General features: G+C 67.5%; 18 protein-coding genes. 6 read left to right on the forward strand and 12 right to left on the reverse strand.

Translation table 11 applies throughout. The features are described 5' to 3' along the window. Window positions 1-29: 29 nt before the first annotated feature. Window positions 30-1766: a dipeptidase gene (locus tag BM133_RS10965; RefSeq protein WP_093433634.1), complete on the reverse strand. Its 1737-nt coding sequence runs from the start codon at window positions 1764-1766 to the stop codon at window positions 30-32. Between the two features lie 138 nt (window positions 1767-1904). Continuing rightward, on the reverse strand, window positions 1905-3644 hold the full coding sequence (locus tag BM133_RS10970; protein ID WP_093433636.1) for a dipeptidase: 1740 nt from the start codon (window positions 3642-3644) through the stop codon (window positions 1905-1907). Window positions 3645-3704: 60 nt separating this feature from the next. Here BM133_RS10970 and BM133_RS10975 point away from each other — a divergent pair, with 60 nt between their 5' ends. Continuing rightward, complete coding sequence (locus BM133_RS10975; RefSeq protein WP_093433637.1) at window positions 3705-4286, forward strand: DNA-3-methyladenine glycosylase I; 582 nt, start codon at window positions 3705-3707, stop codon at window positions 4284-4286. An 87-nt stretch (window positions 4287-4373) separates the two neighbouring features. Here the strand turns inward: BM133_RS10975 and BM133_RS10980 are convergent, their stop codons facing one another. From BM133_RS10980 to BM133_RS11005, 6 genes are all read right to left on the reverse strand, one after another. After that, window positions 4374-4724, reverse strand: a complete 351-nt coding sequence (locus BM133_RS10980) for an alpha/beta hydrolase (protein ID WP_093433639.1) — start codon at window positions 4722-4724, stop codon at window positions 4374-4376. Between the two features lie 163 nt (window positions 4725-4887). Then, the gene (locus BM133_RS10985; protein WP_093433640.1) at window positions 4888-5769 is read right to left on the reverse strand and encodes an isocitrate lyase/PEP mutase family protein; all 882 of its coding nucleotides are present in this window, start codon (window positions 5767-5769) and stop codon (window positions 4888-4890) included. 7 nt (window positions 5770-5776) lie between these two features. After that, complete coding sequence (locus tag BM133_RS10990; RefSeq protein ID WP_093433642.1) at window positions 5777-6745, reverse strand: Bug family tripartite tricarboxylate transporter substrate binding protein; 969 nt, start codon at window positions 6743-6745, stop codon at window positions 5777-5779. Between the two features lie 98 nt (window positions 6746-6843). Continuing rightward, the gene (locus tag BM133_RS10995; protein ID WP_093433643.1) at window positions 6844-8325 is read right to left on the reverse strand and encodes a bifunctional 2-methylcitrate dehydratase/aconitate hydratase; all 1482 of its coding nucleotides are present in this window, start codon (window positions 8323-8325) and stop codon (window positions 6844-6846) included. A 35-nt stretch (window positions 8326-8360) separates the two neighbouring features. Next, window positions 8361-9527, reverse strand: coding sequence for a bifunctional 2-methylcitrate synthase/citrate synthase (gene prpC / locus BM133_RS11000; RefSeq protein WP_093433645.1), 1167 nt, complete (start codon window positions 9525-9527; stop codon window positions 8361-8363). Further along, on the reverse strand, window positions 9524-9937 hold the full coding sequence (locus BM133_RS11005; protein ID WP_256219137.1) for an acyl-CoA thioesterase: 414 nt from the start codon (window positions 9935-9937) through the stop codon (window positions 9524-9526). The genes prpC and BM133_RS11005 overlap by 4 nt, the downstream gene beginning before the upstream one ends. A 114-nt stretch (window positions 9938-10051) precedes the next feature. On the opposite strand from BM133_RS11005, the gene BM133_RS11010 reads away from it, so the two are divergent. Next, window positions 10052-11608, forward strand: a complete 1557-nt coding sequence (locus BM133_RS11010) for a short-chain fatty acyl-CoA regulator family protein (RefSeq protein ID WP_093433648.1) — start codon at window positions 10052-10054, stop codon at window positions 11606-11608. Here BM133_RS11010 and BM133_RS11015 read toward each other — a convergent pair. Both BM133_RS11015 and metE read right to left on the reverse strand, forming a co-directional pair. Then, window positions 11536-12387 (reverse strand): hypothetical protein, encoded by an 852-nt coding sequence (locus BM133_RS11015; protein WP_093433650.1) that lies wholly within the window; start codon window positions 12385-12387, stop codon window positions 11536-11538. The genes BM133_RS11010 and BM133_RS11015 overlap by 73 nt on opposite strands. Before the next feature lie 49 nt (window positions 12388-12436). Next, window positions 12437-14791, reverse strand: coding sequence for a 5-methyltetrahydropteroyltriglutamate--homocysteine S-methyltransferase (gene metE / locus BM133_RS11020; protein WP_093433651.1), 2355 nt, complete (start codon window positions 14789-14791; stop codon window positions 12437-12439). A gap of 102 nt (window positions 14792-14893) precedes the next feature. On the opposite strand from metE, the gene BM133_RS11025 reads away from it, so the two are divergent. Beyond that, a complete protein-coding gene (locus BM133_RS11025) occupies window positions 14894-15820 on the forward strand; it encodes a LysR family transcriptional regulator (RefSeq protein ID WP_093433653.1) in 927 nt (308 codons plus the stop codon). On the opposite strand, the gene gcvA is transcribed toward BM133_RS11025, so the two are convergent. Then, the gene (gene gcvA, locus BM133_RS11030) at window positions 15789-16736 is read right to left on the reverse strand and encodes a transcriptional regulator GcvA (protein WP_177224781.1); all 948 of its coding nucleotides are present in this window, start codon (window positions 16734-16736) and stop codon (window positions 15789-15791) included. The two genes, BM133_RS11025 and gcvA, sit on opposite strands and share 32 nt — an antisense overlap. 154 nt (window positions 16737-16890) lie before the next feature. Between gcvA and BM133_RS11035 the strand changes: the two genes are divergently transcribed. Genes BM133_RS11035 through BM133_RS35135 form a run of 3 tightly spaced genes read left to right on the forward strand, consistent with a single transcriptional unit; the run spans window position 16891 to window position 19767 of the window. Continuing rightward, window positions 16891-18276 carry an amidase gene (locus BM133_RS11035; protein ID WP_093433654.1) on the forward strand — a complete coding sequence of 462 codons (1386 nt, stop codon included), beginning with the start codon at window positions 16891-16893 and terminating at the stop codon, window positions 18274-18276. Window positions 18277-18284: 8 nt separating this feature from the next. Next, the gene (locus BM133_RS11040; RefSeq protein WP_371286317.1) at window positions 18285-19637 is read left to right on the forward strand and encodes an MFS transporter; all 1353 of its coding nucleotides are present in this window, start codon (window positions 18285-18287) and stop codon (window positions 19635-19637) included. After that, entirely contained in the window at window positions 19609-19767 is a 159-nt protein-coding gene (locus tag BM133_RS35135) for a hypothetical protein (protein WP_177224782.1), read from the forward strand. The genes BM133_RS11040 and BM133_RS35135 overlap by 29 nt, the downstream gene beginning before the upstream one ends. A gap of 4 nt (window positions 19768-19771) precedes the next feature. Here the strand turns inward: BM133_RS35135 and BM133_RS11045 are convergent, their stop codons facing one another. After that, window positions 19772-21025, reverse strand: coding sequence for a hypothetical protein (locus BM133_RS11045; RefSeq protein WP_093433657.1), 1254 nt, complete (start codon window positions 21023-21025; stop codon window positions 19772-19774). Window positions 21026-21052 lie beyond the last annotated feature (27 nt).

Raw genomic sequence — 21052 nt, forward strand, 5'->3', positions numbered from 1 at the left:
GCAGAGGCCGGAGGCCGGCCGCGCTGCGCTTACTGCATCTGCTGCAGGTTGCCGATGCGCACCAGCATTTCGGTGAACATCTGCAGGTCGGCCTCCAGGTCGGGCACTTCCTTGTATTCCTTGGCGTTGTGCCCCGTGTATTTCTTGCCGGGCATGCCAGGGCCGAAGCTGATCGCGTTGGGCATCTGCTTGGCCGTGGTGGCGCCGGCCGCGGACACGGGCTTGGCCTCCAGGCCGGTGGTGTCGCCGTAGATGTTGAGCAATGTCGAGAGCCACTGGCCCGAGGGATCGCGCGCCATCCAGTTGCCCTGGTCGTACTTGATCTCGACCTTGGCCTTGTTCGCCGCGGCCCATTCGTTGATCTTCGCTTCCACCTGCGCCTTCAGCTCCTCGGGCGTGCGGCCGCGCGGCATGCGCGTGTTGACCGCCATGACCAGCCGGCCGTCGGCGCCGGTGCGGATCAGGTTGGGCGAGAAAGTCAGCGGGCCCATGAAGTCGTCCTTGTAGCCCACGCCCAACTTCTCGCCGAGGTAGCCGGTGCCGTAGAGACCGTCGATGTACTTGACCGCCTTCAGAAACTGGTTGTCGGCCAGCGCGACGCCCGACTCCTGCAGGAACAGGCCCAGGCGCGGCAGCGGGTTCACGCCGTTCTGCGGCTCCGAGCCGTGGGCCGATGTGCCGGTGACCTTGATGTCGATGCTGTCGGCGCTCCGCGTGACGGCGATCGCGAACTTGCCCTGCGGCTCGTACTTCTGCAGGAACGCTGGCTTCGCGGCGTCGAGCTTCGCCTGCACGGCCGCGAGATCGCCGCCCTTGAGCGTGGCAGTGGCGGTCTGCGAGATCGCATTGACCGCGGCGGCCGCGCCCATGTCGGTGATCGCGGTGACGGTGCCCTCGGTCTTCTCGGCGGGGAAGAACACGCTCAGCGAGCCCGCGCCCTTCTCGGCCACGACAGCCGGGTAGCCGCTGTCGAGCACGATGTTGTAGTCGGGCAGCTTGGTCTTGCCGCGGTAGTACTCCATCGCATCGCCGCCGGTTTCCTCGGTGGTCTCGATCATCAGGCGCATGGTGCGCTGGATCGGGATGCCGCTTTCCTTCACCGTCTTCATCGCGTAGAGCACGGCGGCGATCGAGCCCTTGTCGTCGATGGTGCCGCGGCCGTAGAGACGATCGCCCACGCGCTTCATCGTGAAGGGGTCGAGCGTCGTGCCGTCGTCCAGCACCCATTCGGAGAGCACCGCGGGCACCACGTCCGAATGCGTGAGGATGCCGAACTCTTCAGTGCCCTTGCCCTTCAGGCTGACTTCGAAGATGCGGTTGTCGACGTTGCGGTAGGCAAGCCCGAAATCTTTCGCCATCTTCTGGACGAGCTTGCCGAAGTCGATGATCGCCGGGTTCTCGTGCGGCGGAATCTGCACGTTGCGCGCCGTCGGCAGCGCCACCATGGTGCCCAGGCTCGCGATCACCGCCTTCTGGTTGTGCAGGCGGTTGTACAGGCCGAGCAGCCGCCCGATGTTGGTGAGGTCGTCGCCAGTCAGCGGCGCCTTCTTGCGGTAGGCAGCCACGGCGGGTTTGAGCGTGGGGTCGGCCCTCTCTGCCTGGGCGAGGAACGCATTGAAACTGGACGGCGGCTTGCCGCTCTGCCAGGCCGCGGCCAACTGGTCGAGCGCGGGTTTCTTGAGCGTGTCTGCGAAGGCCGGTGCGGTGAGGCCTGCTGCCATCAGGCCCATGGTAAGGACCGACAACGAGACGCGAAATTGCTGCATGAGGGTGACTCCCGGTTCACAAAAAATGGAGCCTTCGACGATACCCGAGGCATGCAGGCCGGCATGCCTCGTCGCGCTACGAAGAAACGTAGCGCACGAGGGGAAAGGTGCGGCTTTAGGTTTGCAGACTGCGCGCCGTCACTGCATTTGCTGCAGGTTGCCGATGCGCACGAGCATCTCGGTGAACATCTGCATGTCGGCATCGAGGTCCGGCACTTCCTTGTATTCCTTGGCGTTGTGCGCGGTGTATTTCTTGCCCGGCATCGCGGGGCCGAAGTTGATCGCGTTGGGCATCAGCTTGGCGGTCGTGCTGCCCGCCGTGGGCACGGGCCTGGCTTCGAGGCCGGTGGTGCTGCCGTAGATGTCGAGCAATGTGGAGAGCCACGCACCCTTGGGGTCGCGGGCCATCCAGTTGCCCTGGTCGTAGTTGACGTCCAGCTTCACCTGGTTTGCCGCGGCCCATGCGTTGACCTTGGCCGTGACCTGCGACTTCAGTTCGTCGGGCGTGCGGCCGCGCGGCATGCGCACGTTGGTCGTCATCTCGAGCTTGCCGTCCGCGCCCATGCGGACGAGGTTGGGCGAGAAGGTCAGCGGGCCCATGAAGTCGTCCTTGTAGGCGAGGCCCATCTTCTCGCCGAGGTAGCCGGTGCCGTAGAGCGCGTCGATGTATTTCACGGCCTTCAGGTAGTGGTTGGCAGCAAGCGGTGCGCCCGACTCCTGCAGGAAGAGCGCCAGGCGCGGCAGCGGGTTCACGCCTTCTTCCGGACGCGAGCCGTGGGCCGAAGTGCCTGTGACCTTGATGTCGATGCCGTCGGCGCCGCGCGCGATGTCGATCGCGAACTTGCCGCCTTGCGGTTCGTATGTCTGCAGGAAGGCCGGCTTCGCAGCTTCCAGCTTCGCGGCCACTGCGGCGAGGTCGCCGCCCTTCAACGTCGCGGTCGCCGTTTGCGAGATAGCGTTGGCCGATGCGGCGCCACTCATCGCGGTGATCGCGGTCGAAGCGCCGTCCGTGGTCTCCGCGGGAAAGAGCACCTTGAGCGCGCCCGAACCCTTCTCCGCGACGACCGCGGGGTACTTGCTGTCGAGCACGATGTTGTAGGCCGGCAGCTGCGTCTTGCTGCGGTAGTACACCATCGCATCGCCGCCGGTTTCCTCGGTGGTCTCGATCATCAGGCGGATGCTGCGGTCGATGGGCAGGCCACTGTCCTTCACGGCCTTCATCGCGTAGAGCACGGCGGCGATCGAGCCCTTGTCGTCGATGGTGCCGCGGCCGTAGAGGAAGTCGCCCACGCGGGTCATCGTGAAGGGGTCGAGCTTCGTGCCGTCGTCCAGCACCCATTCGGAGAGCACCGCGGGCACCACGTCGGCATGCGTGAGGATGCCGAACTCCTCGCTGCCCTTGCCCTTGAGGCTGACCTCGAAGATGCGGTTGTCGACGTTGCGGTAGGCCAGGCCGAAGTCCTTCGCCATCTTCTCCACCAGCTTGCCGAAGTCGATGATCTGCGGGCTTTCGTGCGGCAGCACCTGCACGTTGCGCACCGTGGGAATCGCCACCATCGTGCCGATGCTCGCGATCACGGCCTGCTGGTTCTGCAGGCGGTTGTAGAGGCCGAGCAGGCGCGCAATGTTGACGAGGTCATCGCCCGCCAGCGGCTTCTTGCTTCGATACGCGGCAACGGCCGGTTGCAACGCAGGGTTTGCCTTCGCGGCTTGCGCCAGGAAGGCGTTGAAGTCGGCGGGCGCCTTGCCGCTGCTTTTCCATGCCGCAGCCAACTGGTCAAGCGCCGGTTTCTGGAGCGTTTCGGCGAAGGCCGGTGCACCGAGACCGAGCGCGATGCCCAACGAAAGGGCCGACAATGAAAATCGAATTTGCTGCATCAGGGTGACTCCCTCATTCTGAAAACATCTCCAGACGATAGCCGAGCGAAGAACCGAACAATGAACAGCACCGCCACCACCATCACGCCAACGCGCTGCGCCTGGGCCCAGACCGACCCGCTGCTGGGCGCCTACCACGACGCCGAATGGGGCGTGCCCGAATACGACAGCCGCGCCCTGTGGGAAAAGCTGATGCTCGACGGCTTCCAGGCCGGCCTCGCGTGGATCACCATCCTGCGCAAGCGCGATGCCTTCCGCAAGGCTTTCAAGGGCTTCGTGCCCGAGAAGGTTGCCAGATTCACAGCAGACGATGTCGAACGGCTGATGCAGGACGCGGGCATCGTGCGTGCGCGCGCCAAGATCGAAGCCACCATCGGCAATGCGCGCGCCTACCTGGCGATGCAGGCGGCGGGCGAGGATTTCTCGGAATTCATCTGGGGCATGGCGGGCGGCAAGCCCATCGTCAACAAGACCGGCAAGGTGCCGACGCAGACGCCGCTGTCGGAAGAGATCTCGAAGGCGCTCAAGAAGCGCGGCTTCAAGTTCGTCGGGCCGGTGATCGTCTATGCGTGGATGCAGGCCACGGGCATCGTGGACGACCATGCGCCGGATTGCCACCGGCACGGATCGAAGCGCAAGTAAACGCCCAATAAAAAACCGGACCGCGCTTTCGCACGGTCCGGTTTTTTGTTTGGCTGGTGACCTGAAGCGGCTTGCGCCGCCGTCAAATTACAGGCCGGCTTGACGCGTGAAGGTCAGGCTCTTCGCTTGCGAGGGGATCACGCTGCCAGCGAAGGTTTCGGGGCGCAGGTTCTGGCCCGGGGCGTGCGCTGCGGCAACAGCCTGGGCGCGAACGGTGGCGCGGTCGGTGGTCGAAGCAGTCAGCGCAGGAGTCACGGTGGACGAAGCAGCGTCGCTGTATTCGTTGCCGGCGCGGGCAGCAGCGGCGGCCTGGGGCGCCACGTCGGCGCGGCTGTAGCCGGAGGTCAGGGGTTGCACGCCTTCGTAGGTTTCTGCATGGGCGCCAGCGACGGCGAGCAGGGAGAGAGCGGCGGCGGCGAGGATGTTCGAGGTCTTCATTTCAATTTCCTTCTTGATTGGGCTTTGGATGCCCTGAAGTTTGCACCACGATTCCAAGGGAAAACCCTACTCAATCGAATCGCAGTGTTCATGAAACTGAAACAATGGCCGGGAACTTTGTGACGAGGCTAAGTCAACTGGCCGTTCCGACGCTGAAAACCCCCTAGTCTGCGTACTTTTTCTCTAGTTCGTCAAGCAAAGGCTTGCCAACCAGACGCTGCCGCTCCGCAAACGGTGCGACCAGCGCGGGGTCTTCATCGAGGCGCCGGGTGTCGCGCAGCACACTCAATGCACGTTGCATGCCAGCCACCGCGCCCTGCAATGCGGCATTGGCGTACAGCACGAAGCCGTAGCCCAGCTGGCCGAGCTCCTCGGCGCCGAAGGTCGGCGTCCTGCCGCCGATCACCATGTTCATGAGCTGCGGCTTGCCCAGGCGCCTGGGCATCGCGCGAACTTCGTCGGCCAGCGTCACGGCCTCGACGAACAGGATGTCCGCCCCGGCCTCGCTGAACTTCTGCGCGCGCTCGATCGCCGCCTCGAAGCCATGCACGGCCGCCGCATCGGTGCGCGCCATGATGAGCAGGTCGCTGTCCTGCCGCGCATCGACGGCCGCCTTGATCTTGCCGAGCATCTCGTCGGTGTCGATCACCGCCTTGCCCGAGAAGTGGCCGCAGCGCTTGGGGCTCACCTGGTCTTCGAGCTGGATGCAGTCGGCCCCTGCCCGCTCGAGCACGCGCACCGTGTGCCGCACATTGAGCGCATTGCCGAAGCCCGTGTCGGCATCGACCAGCAGCGGCAGGCTCACCGCATCGCGGATGCGCGCGGTGTGCTCGGCGATTTCATGCAGCCCCATGAAGGCCTGGTCGGGCAGCCCGAGGTACATGTTGGTCACGCCGGCGCCCGTGATGTAGATCGCCTCGAAGCCGAGGTCTTCGACCACGCGGGCCGACATCGCGTTGAACGCGCCCGGCACCAGCACGCCGCGGCGCGCCTCGGCCAGGCGGCGCAGGGTCTTCTTGGTGGATTCGTCGTTGTTGGTGCTCATTGGGTTCTCAGTCTTCCTTCATGCCGGTCGCCTTGACCACGCCACCCAGCCGCGCGCGCTCTTCGTCGACGAACTGGGTGAACGAGGCGCGCGTGCCGCCGATGGGCTCGATGCCCATGCCCTTGAGGTGCTCGGCCGTGGCCTGTGTCTTCATCGCGGCGTCGATGGCCGCGGCCATCTTGTCGAGGATGGCATCGGGCGTGCCGCGCGGCGCGTGCACGCCGGCCCAGTGCGCGATGCGGATCTCGGGAAAGCCCTCCTCCGCCGCGGTCGGCAGTTGCGGATACGCCGAGATGCGCTGCGTCCACGTGCCCGCGAGCGCGCGCAGCTTGCCGCTCTTGATGTACGGCAGCACCACGATGCTGGCCTCCGACGTGGCCTCGACCTGGTTGCCCAGCACCGCGGTGATCGACTCGGAGCCGCTCTTGTAGGGCACCACGTCGAGCTTGCCGCCGTACTTCGTCTCCAGGATGCCCTCGACGAAATGCGGCGTGCTGCCGGTGCCCGCCGTCGCCCAATGGAAGCCGTTGGCCGACTTCTTCGATGCGGCGACGAACTCCTTCAGGTCCTTGTAGGGCGCATTGGCCGGCACCACCACCACCGAGGGCGCGAGCGCGATCATGGCCACCGGCACCAGCGCATCGTCCTTGTACGGCATGTTCTTCTTGATCATGCTGTTGGACACCACGCCCGCGGCACTCACGAGGAAGGTGTAGCCATCGGGCGCGCTCTTGGCGACCACGTCGGCACCGAGGATGGCGCCGGCACCCGGCTTGTTGTCGATGACGACGGGCTGGCCCAGCTGCTTGGACGCGCCCTCGGCCGCGGCACGTGCCATCAGGTCGTTGGCGCCGCCGGCCGAGAACGGAACGACCAGGCGGATCGGCTTGGTCGGCCACGCCTGCGCAGCAGCGCCCTGGGCGAGCACCGACGCCGCGAGGCCGATGGCCAGCGAGGCGAGACGGAATGAAATCATGCTGTTCTCCTGTGTTGTAGTGGGGTGTGAAGAAGCCCGGCGGACCGGGCTTTTTCATGATGCCACGCCCCTCTTTCCGGGGCTTCCCACGGGGCGAATCAGGCGGCCGACGCGTACAGGTCGACGTACGCGTGCACCGGCATCGCTTCGAGCTTCTTCGCATCGAGCGACACATCCAGGATTGCCTGTTGCTGCTTCAGCGCGAAGCGGCGTGCCAGGTTGGTCCGGAACTTCGCTTCGAGCAGCGGGATGCCGTCCGCGCGGCGGCGCTTGTGCCCGATCGGGTACTCGACCACGATCTCCGAGAAGCTCGTGCCGTCCTTGAACTCGACGGTCAGCGCATTGGCGATGCTGCGCTTCTCGGGGTCGTGGTAGTCGGCGGTGAACTTCGGGTCTTCCACGCAGACGATCTTGTCGCGCAGCACGTCGATGCGCGGGTCGTTCGCCACGCTGTCCTCGTAGTCGCCGGCCGTCAGGCGCCCGAAGATCATCGGCACCGCCACCATGTACTGGATGCAGTGGTCGCGGTCGGCCGGATTGTCGAGCGGCCCCTTCTTGTCGATGATGCGGATCGAGGCTTCGTGCGTGCGGATCGTCACCTTCCGGATGTCGTCCACCGTCTTGCCGGACTTCTGCAGTTGCGCATGCAGCGCCATGCCCGCCTCCACCGCCGTCTGGCTGTGGAACTCGGCCGGAAAGCTGATCTTGAACAGCACGTTCTCCATCACGTAGCTTCCCCATTCGGATGCAGGCCGCTGGAACCTGAACGGCTGCCCCTTGAACAACACGTCGTAGAAGCCCCAGGTCTTGGCGGTGAGCACGCTCGGATAGCCCATCTCGCCGGTCTTGGCGATGAGCGCCAGGCGCACCGCGCGGCTCGTGGCATCGCCCGCGGCCCAGCTCTTGCGGCTGCCGGTGTTCGGCGCATGGCGGTAGGTGCGCAGGCTCTGGCCATCGACCCACGCGAGCGACACCGCGTTGACGATCTCCTCGCGCGAGAGGCCCATGAGGCGCGCCACTACCGCGGTCGACGCCACCTTCACCAGCACGACGTGATCGAGCCCGACCTTGTTGAACGAGTTCTCCAGCGCGAGGCAGCCCTGGATCTCGTGCGCCTGGATCAACCCGGTGAGCACGTCGCGCATCGTGAGCGGCGCGCGGCCGGCAGCCACCGCGTTGCGGCTGAGCCAATCGGCCGTGGCCAGGATGCCGCCCAGGTTGTCGCTCGGATGGCCCCACTCCGCCGCGAGCCAGGTGTCGTTGAAGTCGAGCCAGCGGATCATCGTGCCGATGTTGAAGGCGGCCTGGATCGGGTCGAGCTGGTGCGGCGTGCCGGGCACCTTCGCGCCGTGGGGCACCACCGTGCCGGGCACGACCGGGCCGAGCAGCTTGGTGCAGGCCGGGTACTCGAGCGCCTCGAGGCCGCAGCCGAGCGTATCGATCAGGCAATGGCGCGCGGTCTCATAGGCCAGCGCGCTGGTGATCTGCTGGTGCGCGAGCACGTAGTCGACGATGTCGACCAGCACCTGGTCGGGTTCGGGGCGGACGTTGCTGATGGAAGCGGAAACGGAAGCGGACATGGTTCTTCTCTGTTGCGGTAAATGGTGCGCAGGCGTTAGCGGCGGTCCGAGATGGGCACGAAGATCAGGTCTTCGGGCCCGGTGTAGTTGGCACTGGGCCGGATGATCTTGTTGTCCTGCCGCTGCTCGATGATGTGCGCCGCCCAGCCGCTGGTGCGCGCGATCACGAAGAGCGGCGTGAACATCGCGGTCGGAACGCCCAGCATGTGGTAGCTCACGGCGCTGAACCAGTCCAGGTTCGGGAACATCTTCTTCGCGTCCCACATGACAGTTTCCAGCCGGTCGGCAATGTCGTACATGCGGGTGGACCCGGCCTCGTCGGAGAGCTTCTTCGCCACGCGCTTGATGACCACGTTGCGCGGGTCCGACACGGTGTACACGGGGTGGCCGAAACCGATCACGACCTCCTTGGCCTCCACGCGGCGGCGAATGTCGGCCTCGGCTTCGTCGGGCGTGTCGTAGCGCTTCTGGATCTCGAAGGCCACCTCGTTGGCGCCGCCGTGCTTCGGGCCGCGCAGCGCGCCGATGGCGCCGGTGATGGCCGAGTACACATCGGAGCCCGTGCCCGCCACCACGCGCGCGGTGAATGTCGAGGCATTGAACTCGTGCTCGGCATAGAGGTTGAGCGAGGTGTGCATCGCGCGCTCCCAGCTCGCCGAGGGCGTGCAGCCATGCAGTAGATGCAGGAAATGCGCGCCGATCGATTCGTCGTCGGTCTCCACCTCGATGCGCCGGCCCTGCGTGGACCAGTGGTACCAGTACAGCAGCATCGAACCGAGCGAGGCCATCAGGCGGTCGGCGATGTCGCGCGCGCCGGGCAGCGAATGGTCGTCCTTCTCGGGCAGCACGCAGCCCAGGGCCGAGACGCCGGTGCGCATCACGTCCATCGGGTGGGCGCTGGCGGGCAGGCGCTCCAGCGCCTCCTTCACGCTCGCGGGCAGGCCGCGCATCGCCTTCAGACGTCCCTTGTAGGCGCGCAGTTCGGAGGCGGTCGGCAACTTGCCATGCACCAGCAGATGCGCGATCTCCTCGAACTCGCAGACATCGGCGATGTCCAGGATGTCGTAGCCGCGGTAGTGCAGGTCGTTGCCGTTGCGGCCCACGGTGCACAGCGCGGTGTTGCCCGCGGTCACGCCCGAGAGCGCGACGGATTTCTTGGGCTTGAAGCCACTGGCTTGAAGGCTGTCTGCGGTCAGGGTCATACGGTCTCCTCGAATGTCTGTTCTTGAAGGCGCGGCGGGTTCGCCAGCCGCACCGGGCGTCCGGCGGCGTCCACGGCCACCATCTCGAATTCGCCGTCGAGCACGCGCGTGAGCGCCTCGGTGGCCACGTCCTGCACGCTGCCTGCGACCCGCACGGTGAGCGAGCTGCGGCCCACGCGTGAAACATGCGCATCGAGCACCAGCGTGCTGCCCAACCGCACCGGCGCATGGAACAACACCTCGCCGCAGCGCGCCATCACCACGTCGCCGCGCACGAAGCCGCGGCCGCCGAGAAATGCGGCCTTCGACAGCAGCTGCAGCGCCTGCCCGCCGAACAGCGTGCCGTAGTGGTTGGTGTGTTCGGGGAACACCACCTCGATCAACCGGACCGTGCCGCGAGCGTTTTGCATGATTCGCAATTTACGCAAGACCGCGCCCATAATGAAGGGCTGAATTGGCGAATGATTGCGAAGACGGCGCGCCAGATTTGCGAATCTTGCGAACATCGAAGAACGGATCGAACGATGAAGAAGACCTTCATGGGCGTGCGGCTGCGGAGCCTCCGCGAAGCGCGCGGCCTGAGCCAGCTCGCGCTCGCGCAGCAGCTGGGCCTGTCGCCCAGCTACCTCAACCAGATCGAGCAGAACCAGCGGCCGCTCACCGTGCCGGTGCTGCTGCGCCTGCACGCCACGCTGGGCGTGGACATCCAGGCTTTCTCGGAAGACGAGGAAGCGCGCCTCGTCGCGAGCCTGCGCGAGGCGCTGGCCGACAACCCGGGCGGCGATGCGGTCGCGCTCGCCGAGCTGCGAGAAGTCGCCACGCAGATGCCCGCGGTGGGCCGCGCACTGATCGCGCTGCATCAACGCCACCGCGACGCGATGGAGCGCCTCGAGGCACTGGCCGGCGAGCTCGGCGATGGCCGCGGCGACCTCGCGCGCCTGCCGCAGGCACGGCCGATGCCCTTCGAGGAAGTGCGCGACTTCTTCTTCGCGCACCAGAACCACATCGCCCCGCTGGACAACGCCGCCGAGGCGTTCTCCACCGGGTGGCGCCTGCGCGAAGGCAACCCCGGCGACCGGCTCGCGCACCGCCTGCTCGAAGCCCACGGCGTGCAGGTGATTCCGGCCGAAGACGACGAGGGCGGCGCGCAACGCCGCTTCGATCCGGCCACGCGCGTGCTCAGGCTCTCGCGCTACCTGGAGCCGGGCCAGCACGCCTTCCAGCTCGCGACGCAACTGGCCTTTCTCGAACTTGGCGACACGATCGACACCTTGGTTGCCGAGGCGCCGCTGTCGAGCGACACCGCGCGATCGCTCGCGCGCATCGGCCTGGCGAACTACTTCGCGGCCGCGCTGCTGCTGCCCTATGGCGTGTTCCTCGAAGCCGCCGAGCAGTTGCGCTACGACATCGACCAGCTCGCGCGCCGCTTCGGCGTGGGCTTCGAAACGATCTGCCACCGGCTGAGTTCGCTGCAGCGGCCCGAAGCGCGGGGCGTGCCCTTCTTTCTCATCCGCGTCGACCGCGCGGGCAACATCTCCAAGCGCCAGTCGGCCACGCACTTCCACTTCTCCAAGACCGGCGGCACCTGCCCGCTATGGAACGTGTACGAGGCCTTCGCGCAACCGGGGCGCGTGCTCACGCAGCTTGCGCGCATGCCCGACGGGCGCGCCTACCTCTGGATCGCACGCACGGTGTCCCACGGCTTTCGCGGCTACGGCTCGCCCAACAAGACCTTCTCGATCGGCCTGGGCTGCGACATCAGCCACGCGACGCGGCTCGTCTATTCCAAGGGCCTGGACCTGCGCGACCCCGAGGTGCCGACGCCCATCGGCGCGGGCTGCAAGGTGTGCGAGCGCGAAGCCTGCCCGCAGCGCGCCTTTCCCTTCGTCGGCCGGCCGCTCGACGTGGACGAGAACCAGAGCCGCTTCATGCCCTACGCCGCGGCGCCCGACAGGTACGGCGCCGCGCGGGCTGCGCCAGATGGGGTCTCGCACCGCTCTCGCGGCGCTCAGGAGCGGGGCCAGCCGCGCACCAGCGTCCGGATCGCCACGGCGCCGCTCCCCTTGACCTCGGCCCGGTAGGTGCCCACCAGCGCCTCGCGTTCGGCCGCGGCCTGCGGCTCGTTGCGCCAGGCGAGCAAGGCCGCCACGTCCGCATCGGGCAGTGCCGCGAGCAAGGCCTGCGTGACCTGCTTCTCGAATTCGCGCGCCACGGTCAGCAGGTTGCGCGGACGCGGCGAGGTGATGCCGCGCGACCACAGCGTGTCGACCGCCATGTCCAGCGTGCGATCGGGCAGCGAGGTGAACTGGCCCGCATTGCCGCGGGCCAGTTGCTTGACGACGGAACTCAGCAGCAGCTGGCTGGAGAAATCGACTTCGCGCGTGTCGGCCACGGCCATGCGTTCGAGCAGTTCGGTGCGCGCGGGGTCGGCCGGCTTCGCGCGCTCGCGGTTGAAAAATTCGACTTTGCCGGCATCGTCCATCGCCGCATAGTCGGCGCGCAGCTTCGCGAAGCGCGCCACCGCCTCCAGCACCTGCGGGCTCGGCGCGGCGCCGCCCTTGCCGGCAGCGGCCACCTCCTGCTGGATCGCAGCCACCGAGGCCTTGACGTCGAACGAGCGCGACGCGGCCGTGTCCAGCGCCGCGAGCGCCTTGTCGGCGATGGCCTGGTCCGGCGGGGCCAGCAGCTGCCGCGCATCGCGCGATACGGCGCCGGGCGCATACGCGGCCTGGTAGCGCGCCTGAACGCCTTCGAACTGCAGCAGTGCCTGCGCACGGTCCTGCGCCCAGGCCACGGCCGGCGCGAGCAGCAATGAAAGGACGAGGGCAAGACGTTGGGCTGCGAGAGGAGAGAAAGTCATGGCGCCATTATTGGCGCTCGCCACGACCGCCCTTCCTCCCGGGCCTTCATCAGGCGGCCGCCAGTTCCCTGCGCAGCAGCTTCGCGGCCGTGACCATGTTCGACAGCGCCGCCTCGGTCTCGGGCCATCCGCGGGTCTTCAGGCCGCAGTCCGGGTTGATCCAGAGGTTCTCGTGCGGCACCACGCCCGCGGCCTTGCGCATCAGCCGCACGATCTCGTCCACCGAGGGCACGCGCGGCGAATGGATGTCGTACACGCCCGGGCCGATCTCGTTCGGGTAGCGGAAGCCCCCCGCGTTGTTCTCGCCCCCTGGTCCACCGAACGCGCGCAGCAACTCCATGTCCGAGCGGCTGGTCTCGATGGTGATCACGTCGGCATCCATGGCCGCGATCTCCGGCAGGATGTCGTTGAATTCCGAATAGCACATGTGCGTGTGGATCTGCGTCTCGTCGCGCACGCCCGAGGCGCTGATGCGGAAGGCGCGCGTGGCCGACTTCAGGTACGCGGGCCAACCGGCACGGCGCAGCGGCAGGCCTTCGCGGATCGCGGGCTCGTCGATCTGGATGATGCCGATGCCCGCGCCTTCGAGGTCCACCACCTCGTCGCGGATCGCCCAGGCGATCTGCTCGCAGGTGGTGGCGCGCGGCTGGTCGTCGCGCACGAAGGACCATTGCAGGATGGTGACCGGGCCGGTCAGCATGCCCTTCATCGGCAGCCTGGTGAGGCTCTGCGCATAGGCGGTCCACTCGACCGTCATCGCGGCCGGGCGCGCCACGTCGCCGAAGATCACCGGCGGCTTCACGCAACGCGAACCGTACGACTGCACCCAGCCGTTGGCCGTGAAGGCAAAGCCGTCCAGCTGTTCGCCGAAGTATTCGACCATGTCGTTGCGCTCGGCCTCGCCATGCACCAGCACGTCGATGCCCAGTTCTTCCTGCTTGCGCACAGCCAGCGCGATCTCGGCGCGCATCTTCTCGCGGTAGCCGGCCGCATCGAGTTCGCCGCGCTTGAAGGCGGCGCGCGCGGCGCGGATGTCCGAGGTCTGCGGGAACGAACCGATGGTGGTGGTCGGCAGCGCGGGCAACGCGAAGCGCGTGCGCTGCACCGACTGGCGCTGCGGGAAGACCGAGGTGCGGGCGTCGTCGCCGGCCACGCTGCGCGCCAGGCGCAGCGCCACGTCGGCGCGGTGCACGCGCGGGCTGCTGCGGCGCGCTGCGACGGCTGCACGGGCGAGCTTGAGTTCGTTCGCAACCGATGCTTCACGGCCATCCAGCACGGCACGCAGCACGCGCAGCTCATCGAGTTTTTCGACGGCGAACGCCAGCCACGACTTGAGCTCGGCATCGAGCTTCGTCTCGGCCGCGAGGCTGAACGGCACATGCAGCAGCGAACACGACGGCGCGATCCACAGTTCGCCGCGGTTCTTGTCGACGACCGGGCGCAGCGTGGCGAGCGCGGCATCGGGATCGGTGCGCCAGATGTTGCGGCCATCGACGATGCCGACCGACAGCACCTTGTGCGCCGGGAGCCAGTCGGCCACGCCCGTCAGCTCCTGCGGCGAGCGCACCGCGTCCACATGCAGGCCGGCGACCGGCAGTTGGCAGGCCAGGCGCAGGTTGTCGGAGAGCGGCGAGAAATACGTCGCCAGCAGCAGCTTGGGCGCGCTGCGTGCGAGCTGCCAGTAGGCGCGCTCGAAGGCATTGCGCCATGCATCGGGCAGGTCCAGGCCGAGGATGGGCTCGTCGATCTGCACCCACTCCACGCCCTGCTGCTTCAGGCGCGTGAGCACCTGCTCGTACACGGGCAGCAGCGCATCGAGCAGCGAGAAGCGGTCGAACCCGGCCTCCTTCTCCTTGCCGAGATACAGGAAGCTCAACGGCCCGAGCAGCACGGCCTTGACCGCATGCCCGGCCTGCTGCGCCTGCGCCACTTCGTCGAAGAGGCGCGTCGAGGCCAGCGCGAACTGCGTGGCCGCGGTGAATTCGGGCACGAGGTAGTGGTAGTTGGTGTCGAACCACTTGGTCATCTCCAGCGCGAAGGTCCCTTCGGCGCCGTGGTTGCAGCTCTCGTCGTGCACATGGCCAATCTCGTCTTCCACACCGCGCGCCATCTTGAAGTAGCGCGAAAGTTCAGGCTCGTCGCCGAAGAAGTCGAAGCGCGCCGGCTCGCAGCCGAGCAGCTGGATGTGGTTGGCCACCTGGTCGTAGTAGGCGAAGTCGCCCACGGTCACGCAGTCGAGCCCCGCATCGCGCTGGGCCTGCCAGTGGCGCGCACGCAATTCCTCGCCGACGGCCTCGAGCGCTGCACGGTCGATCTCGCCGCGCCAGTGCTTTTCGAGTGCGAACTTCAGTTCGCGGTTGGCGCCCATGCGCGGAAAGCCGAGGGTGTGGGTACGGGTGGTCATTGCAGGTAATCCGGTCGCGTGAATCTTGAGAGCCTGCAATGGTCACGGTTTGGGGTCTATGATTCAAACGAAACGTTTTGCCCATTCACTTGAATCTCATTCATGTTGCAGTCGATCCTCGAAATCCGCCACCTGCGCACGCTCATCGCGCTGCGCGACACCGGCAGCCTGGTGCGCGCGGCGCAGTTGCTCAACCTCACGCAGTCGGCGTTGTCGCACCAGATCAAGCTGCTCGAAGACCGCTATGGCGCGCAACTCTTCGAGCGCAAGTCGGTGCCGCCGCAGTTCAGCACCACGGGCCTGCGGCTGCTGCAACTGGCCGACACCGCAATGCCGTTGATCGAAGAAGCAGAGCGCGACGTGGCGCGGCTCGCGCTCGGGCGCAGCGGCCAGTTGCGCATCGTGGTCGAGTGCCACACCTGCTTCGACTGGCTGATGCCCGCGATGGACGCCTTCCGCCAGCGCTGGCCCGAGATCGAGCTGGACATCGTCTCGGGCTTCCACCCCGACCCGATCGCGCTGGTGATGCAGAACCGCGCCGAGGTGGCCATCGTCTCCGAGGAAGACCCGGATGAAACGGTCGACTACCACGCGCTCTTCCGCTTCGAGATCGTCGCGCTGCTCGCCAACGACCACGCGCTCACGGCCAAGGCGCATCTCACGGCCCGGCATTTCGCCGACCAGACGCTGATCACCTACCCCGTGCCCGACGAGATGCTGGACATCGTGCGGCAGGTGCTCGCACCGGCCGGCGTGGAGCCCGCGCACCGGCGCACGACAGAGCTCACGGTGGCGATGCTGCAGCTGGTCGCGAGCGGGCGCGGCGTGGCGACCCTCCCGCTGTGGGCGGTGCAGAACTACCTGGACCGCGGCTACGTCACGGCGCGACGCGTCGGCAGCAAGGGGCTGACGGGGCGGCTCTACATGGCCTGCACGCAGGCGACCTCCGATCAGCCGTGGCTCGCCGATTTCGTGCACATCACGCGCGAGAGCTGCTTCAAGAGCCTGCCCGGGATCGAGTTGCTCTAGCGGGCGCTCTCTTGCGCGGACGGGTGGCTTTCCTGCTCGCCTCGCTCAAGACCCATTCGCGAAAGGCCGCGACCTTCGGACGGTCGTGGCTGTTTTCCGGGCAGACGAGGTAGTAGGCGAAGTCTTCGATCCAGCTCGCATCCGAGAGCTGCACGAGCCGGCCTTCCGCCAGGTCGTCGGCCACCACTGCGGCGGGCAGCAAGGCGGCACCCTGCCCCGTGAGCACGGCCTTCAGGAGCAGGCCCGAATCGTCGAAGGACGGGCCTCGCACCGGCCCGGCGCTCTGGATGCCCTGCGCCTCGAACCACAGCGCCCAGGCCTTGCGCTCGGCATCGTTCACGCGCGGCCAGCGCGTGAGATCGGCCGGCGCTTCCGGCATGCCGAGGCGCTTGACCAATGCGGGCGCCGCGACAGGAACGATCTCCACCGTCAACACGCGCTGGCTGCTCAACCCCGGGTAGCGGCCCAGCCCGTGGCGGATCGCGACATCCACGCCATCGCGCGAGAAGTCGGCCAGCGCACTGCTGCTCACCACCTGCAGGTCGATGTCGGGATGCGCGTCCTGGAAGCCCTTGAGCCGCGGCACCAGCCACGCGGAAGCGAAGAACGGCGTGGCGCTCACGGTGAGGATGCCCGTGTCCTCGGGCACCGCGACGCGGCGCGTGGCGTCGCTGATCTGGCGGAAGGCATTGCGCACCGGCGGCAGGTAGGCCTGGCCGACCTCGGTGAGGAAGATGCCGCGGTTCACGCGGCGAAAGAGCGGAACGCCCAGGTGCAGCTCCAGCGTCTTGATCAACTGGCTCACCGCGCCGGGCGTCACGCACAGCTCGTCCGCCGCGTTCTTGACCGAGAGATGGCGGGCGGTGGCCTCGAAGGCACGCAGCGCGTTGAGCGGTGGAAGTTGGTGTTCCATCATTTAGTTAATCTGATCCGGAATCTTCAGAAAATCTGGTTTGCGAGGCGATGCCATAGAGGGGAATATTGGCACAACGAAGCCGAAAAGAGAAACCACCTTGCTGCACGCACCAGGTCCCCATGACCTTAGATATTCTGATCGTTCGAGAGACGCCATGCACTACCTGGAACTCACGGAACTGGCCGCGCGCATCCGCACGCGCCAGGTCTCTCCGGTTGCAGTGCTCCGCGCCCAGCTCGACCGCATCCGTGCGCTGGACGGCGCGCTCCACAGCTACGCGCTGGTGATGGCCGACGCCGCGATGGCGCAGGCCGAAGCGGCGCAAACAGAGATCGCCGCGGGCCGGTACCGCGGCCCGCTGCACGGCGTGCCCATCGCCGTGAAGGACCTGTGCTTCACCGCCGGCTTCGCCACCGCGGGCGGCATGGCGATCCACAAGCACCACATCCCCGCCGAGGATGCGACCGTGGTGCGCCGCCTGAAGGAGGCCGGCGCGGTGCTGCTGGGCAAGCTGCAGCTGACGGAAGGCGCCTATTCCGATCACCACCCGTCCATCACGCCGCCGCGCAATCCATGGCATGCGGACCATTGGCCCGGCATGTCGTCCAGCGGCTCGGGCGTGGCGACGGCTGCGGGCCTCTGCTATGGCTCGCTAGGTTCCGACACAGGCGGGTCGATCCGCTTTCCCTGCGCGGCCAACGGCCTCACCGGCATCAAGCCGAGCTGGGGCCGCGTGAGCCGGCACGGCGTGTTCGAGCTCGCGGCCTCGCTGGACCACGTCGGCCCGATGGCGCGCAGCGCGCTCGATGCCGGCATGCTGCTCGGCGCGATCGCGGGCAGCGACGAGAACGATCCGACCGCCGCACGCGACCCGGTGCCCGACTACCTTGCGACGGCGGACCACGGCGTGCGCGGCCTGCGCATCGGCATCGATGCCGCATGGAATGGCAACGGCGTGGACCCCGCGACGCAGGCCATGCTGAAGAGCGGCGCCGAGACCTTGCGCGCCCTCGGCGCCCGCCTTGTCGACCTGCGCTTTCCCGACGTGACGCAGGCGGTGGCGGACTGGTTTGCGCTCTGCGCGGTGGAAGCCGCCGTGGCGCACGAAGCGACCTGGCCGTCGCGCAAGGACGCGTATGGTCCCGTGCTCGCCTCGGTCATCGAATCCGGCCATGCCGCGAGCGGAACCGGATTCCAGAAAATCCAACTGCGCCGCATGGCCCTGCGCGGCCGTGTCTCGGCGCTGTTCGCCGGCATCGACCTGCTGCTGATCCCGGTGCATCCCTTCGCATCGCCCACTGTCGCGACGATGCAGACCCTGGGCGAAACGCCGACACTGGTGTCCGCATTGCTGCGCTACACCGCACCTTTCGACATGACCGGCCACCCCACGATCACGCTGCCCGGCGGGTTCACCGATGCCGGCATGCCGCTCGCCTTCCAGCTGGTCGCAGCGCACATGGACGAAGCCACGCTGGTCCGCGCCGGCACCGCGTTCCAGGGCGTGACCGCATGGCACCGCCGCCATCCGCTGGACTGAAGAAGACCATGGAGACCTCCCCCTTGACCCCTTCATCCCCCTCATCCCCTTCACCCCCTTCACCCCCTTCATCCACTTCGCCGCGCGCACGCCTCTTCCGTGGCTGGCTCGTGGTCGCGGGCGCCTTCGCCGTGACCCTCGTGGGCTTCGGCAGCGCCTACACCTTCAGCGCCTTTCTCGAATCGCTGCAGCGCGACTTCGGCGCCTCGCGCGGCTCGGTCTCGCTGGTGTTCTCGCTCGCGGGCTTTCTCTACTTCGGGCTGGGCGTCATCAGCGGCCCGCTGGCGGACCGCTGGGGTTCACGGCGGCTCGCGGTCGGGGGCATGGTGCTGGTCGGGCTCGGTCTGGCCCTCGCGGGGCAGGCGCGGAGCCTCACGCAGATCTACCTCGCATATGGGCTGGGTGTTGGCCTGGGCGTCGGCGCGTCGTACGTGCCGGTGCTCGGCGCGGTGCAGCGCTGGTTCGTCAAGCGGCGCGGATTCGCGTCGGGGCTTGCGGTCAGCGGCATCGGCGTGGGCACGCTGGTGATGCCGCCATTGGCATCGTTCCTCATCGATGGCATCGGATGGCGCCACGCCTACCTGGCGCTCGGCGTGCTCGCCGTGGTGGTGGGCGTCGGCATGGCGCTGCTGATCGAGAACGACCCGCGCGATCGCGGGCTCGGTCCCGATGGCGATCCGCCGCAGCCGCAAGCCCCATCGGCCAGGCCCGCAGGCGCGACGGTGCGGGAGGCGGTCACGTCGCGGCGCTTCGCCGGCCTCTATGCGGCATGCCTCATCAGTTCGTTCGGCCTGTTCGTGCCCTTCGTCCACCTCGTGCCCTATGCGCTCGACCATGGCGTGCCGTCGACCTCCGCGGTGCTGCTGCTGGGCGCCATCGGCGTCGGCAGCACGGCGGGCCGCTTCTTTCTCGGCAGGCTGGCCGACCGCATCGGCCGCCAGCTGGCACTGCCGCTGATGTCCGCGGGCATGGCGCTTTCGCTGGTGGTGTGGGCCGTGTCCGGCGGGTTCTGGGGGCTGGCCGCGTTCGCGTTCGCCTACGGCGTGTTCTACGGCGGCTTCGTTGCGCTGCTGCCGGCGCTGGTGATGGACTGCTTCGGCGGACGCAACATCGGCGCGATCATCGGCGTGCTCTACACCAGCGTGGCCGTGGGCACCCTGGTGGGGCCGAGCGCGGCGGGCTTTGCGTTCGACGTCAGCCGCAGCTACCTGCTGCCGATCGTGGCCAGCATCGGCGCGAACCTCGTCGCGGCCGGCATCCTGCTGGCGATGGCCCGGCGGGACGCTTCGGTAAAACCGGCCGCGGCCGGACCCGCGCGGGGTACAGTCGGGAATGAACCCACAACCGCCCGCCGCCCCTAGCCCGCCTCCAGCGGCAGCCTCCGTCCCCATCACGGAGGCCCAGGCGTTCGCCCAGGCCTGGGTGCTCTTCGTCGTGCTGGTCGCTGTCGTGCTGGGCGTCCTGTGGGCCGTGAAGGCCTACTTCATCTGAAGGCCTAGCGGGCGCTCAGGTCCCACACGTCGTCCGCGGCATGCGCTGCCTCCCAGGCGCGCACCTTCTTCTTCGCACCGTCGAACAGCTTCACGTAGTTGCCCACGCGCACCTTCTGGCTGATCTGCGGGCCCACCTTCTCGAACAACGGCGACGTGATCTTCGGCACGGCCATGTACTGGTCGAAGGTCATGCGCTTGCCCATCGAGACCGGCACGCCCTTGGCATCGACCACGTTGCGGCTGTAGATCACGGTGTCCGAACCCCACAGCACGCGGTCCTGGTAGCGGGTGACGAACTGCGCCCACTCGTCGGTGCTCGGCATGCCCGGCTCGGGCTTGATGAAGCGCTCCTGCACGATGTCCCATGAAATGTCGACGCTCCATCCGGGGCAGGCATCGAGCACGCGCGACACCATCTGCAGATGGTCGCGCGTCGGCTTCACGAAGCGTCCGAGCCCCGTGTGCGCCCAGATCACGCTGGCACCCGGCGCCTGCACGCACAGCTGCGTGAGGCCCGCCTCGTAGTTGTTCTGCGGGCGCAGCGCCTCCACCGTGCCGTCGTAGGTCACATCGGCCGGGTAGATGTCGTTGTGCAGCGTGGCGACCAGGCCGGTCTCGGCCACCGTCTTCAGGATGTCCACCAGCGCGGGGCTGTAGAGCGAGAGCTTGCCGTCCTTCTCGGTCGTGTCCGGAGGCTGCCTGCCACCCACGGCGGTGTAGCTGATCGGGTCGCCGGCGATCTTGCGCGACACCAGCTCCTTGTGCACCGTGAACTCGCCGATGCCGGTGAAGGCACCGGGGAAGGTCAGCAGCGCGCGCTTGATGTGCTGCGCCGCATAGCGGTCCATCGGGTTGAAGCCGGTGATCATCAGGTCGAGGCGGCCCTGCTCGGCCGGTGTCAGCGTGAGGTATTCCTTCGCGTACATCGCATCGGCAAAAGCGTAGTAGTACAGCTCGGCCTTCGGCCCGAGGTAGTAGGTGGGCGCGACCTTGTCGCCCGCGTACTGCTCGAAGCCGTCCCACTTCTGCTGCAGCGGCAGGGGCATGACGGTGGAGCGCACCATGTCGTCCTTCATGTAGTCGCGCAGCAGCTGCTTGAGCGACGCGCCCTGGTAGGCGTAGTTGGCGATGTGGAAGTGCGCGTCGGCGAATTTGCCGGGGCCTTCGGTGGCCGGCGGCGGCAGGGTCGAGCAACCCGCGGCGAGCGCGGCGCAGGCGGCCACGGTGCAGATGCGGCGAAAAGACGAGATGGGCATGGTGTGGCCTTGGTGTGTTGCAGGGGA

The organism is Variovorax sp. 770b2 (genome assembly GCF_900115685.1).
Lineage (GTDB): Bacteria > Pseudomonadota > Gammaproteobacteria > Burkholderiales > Burkholderiaceae_C > Variovorax.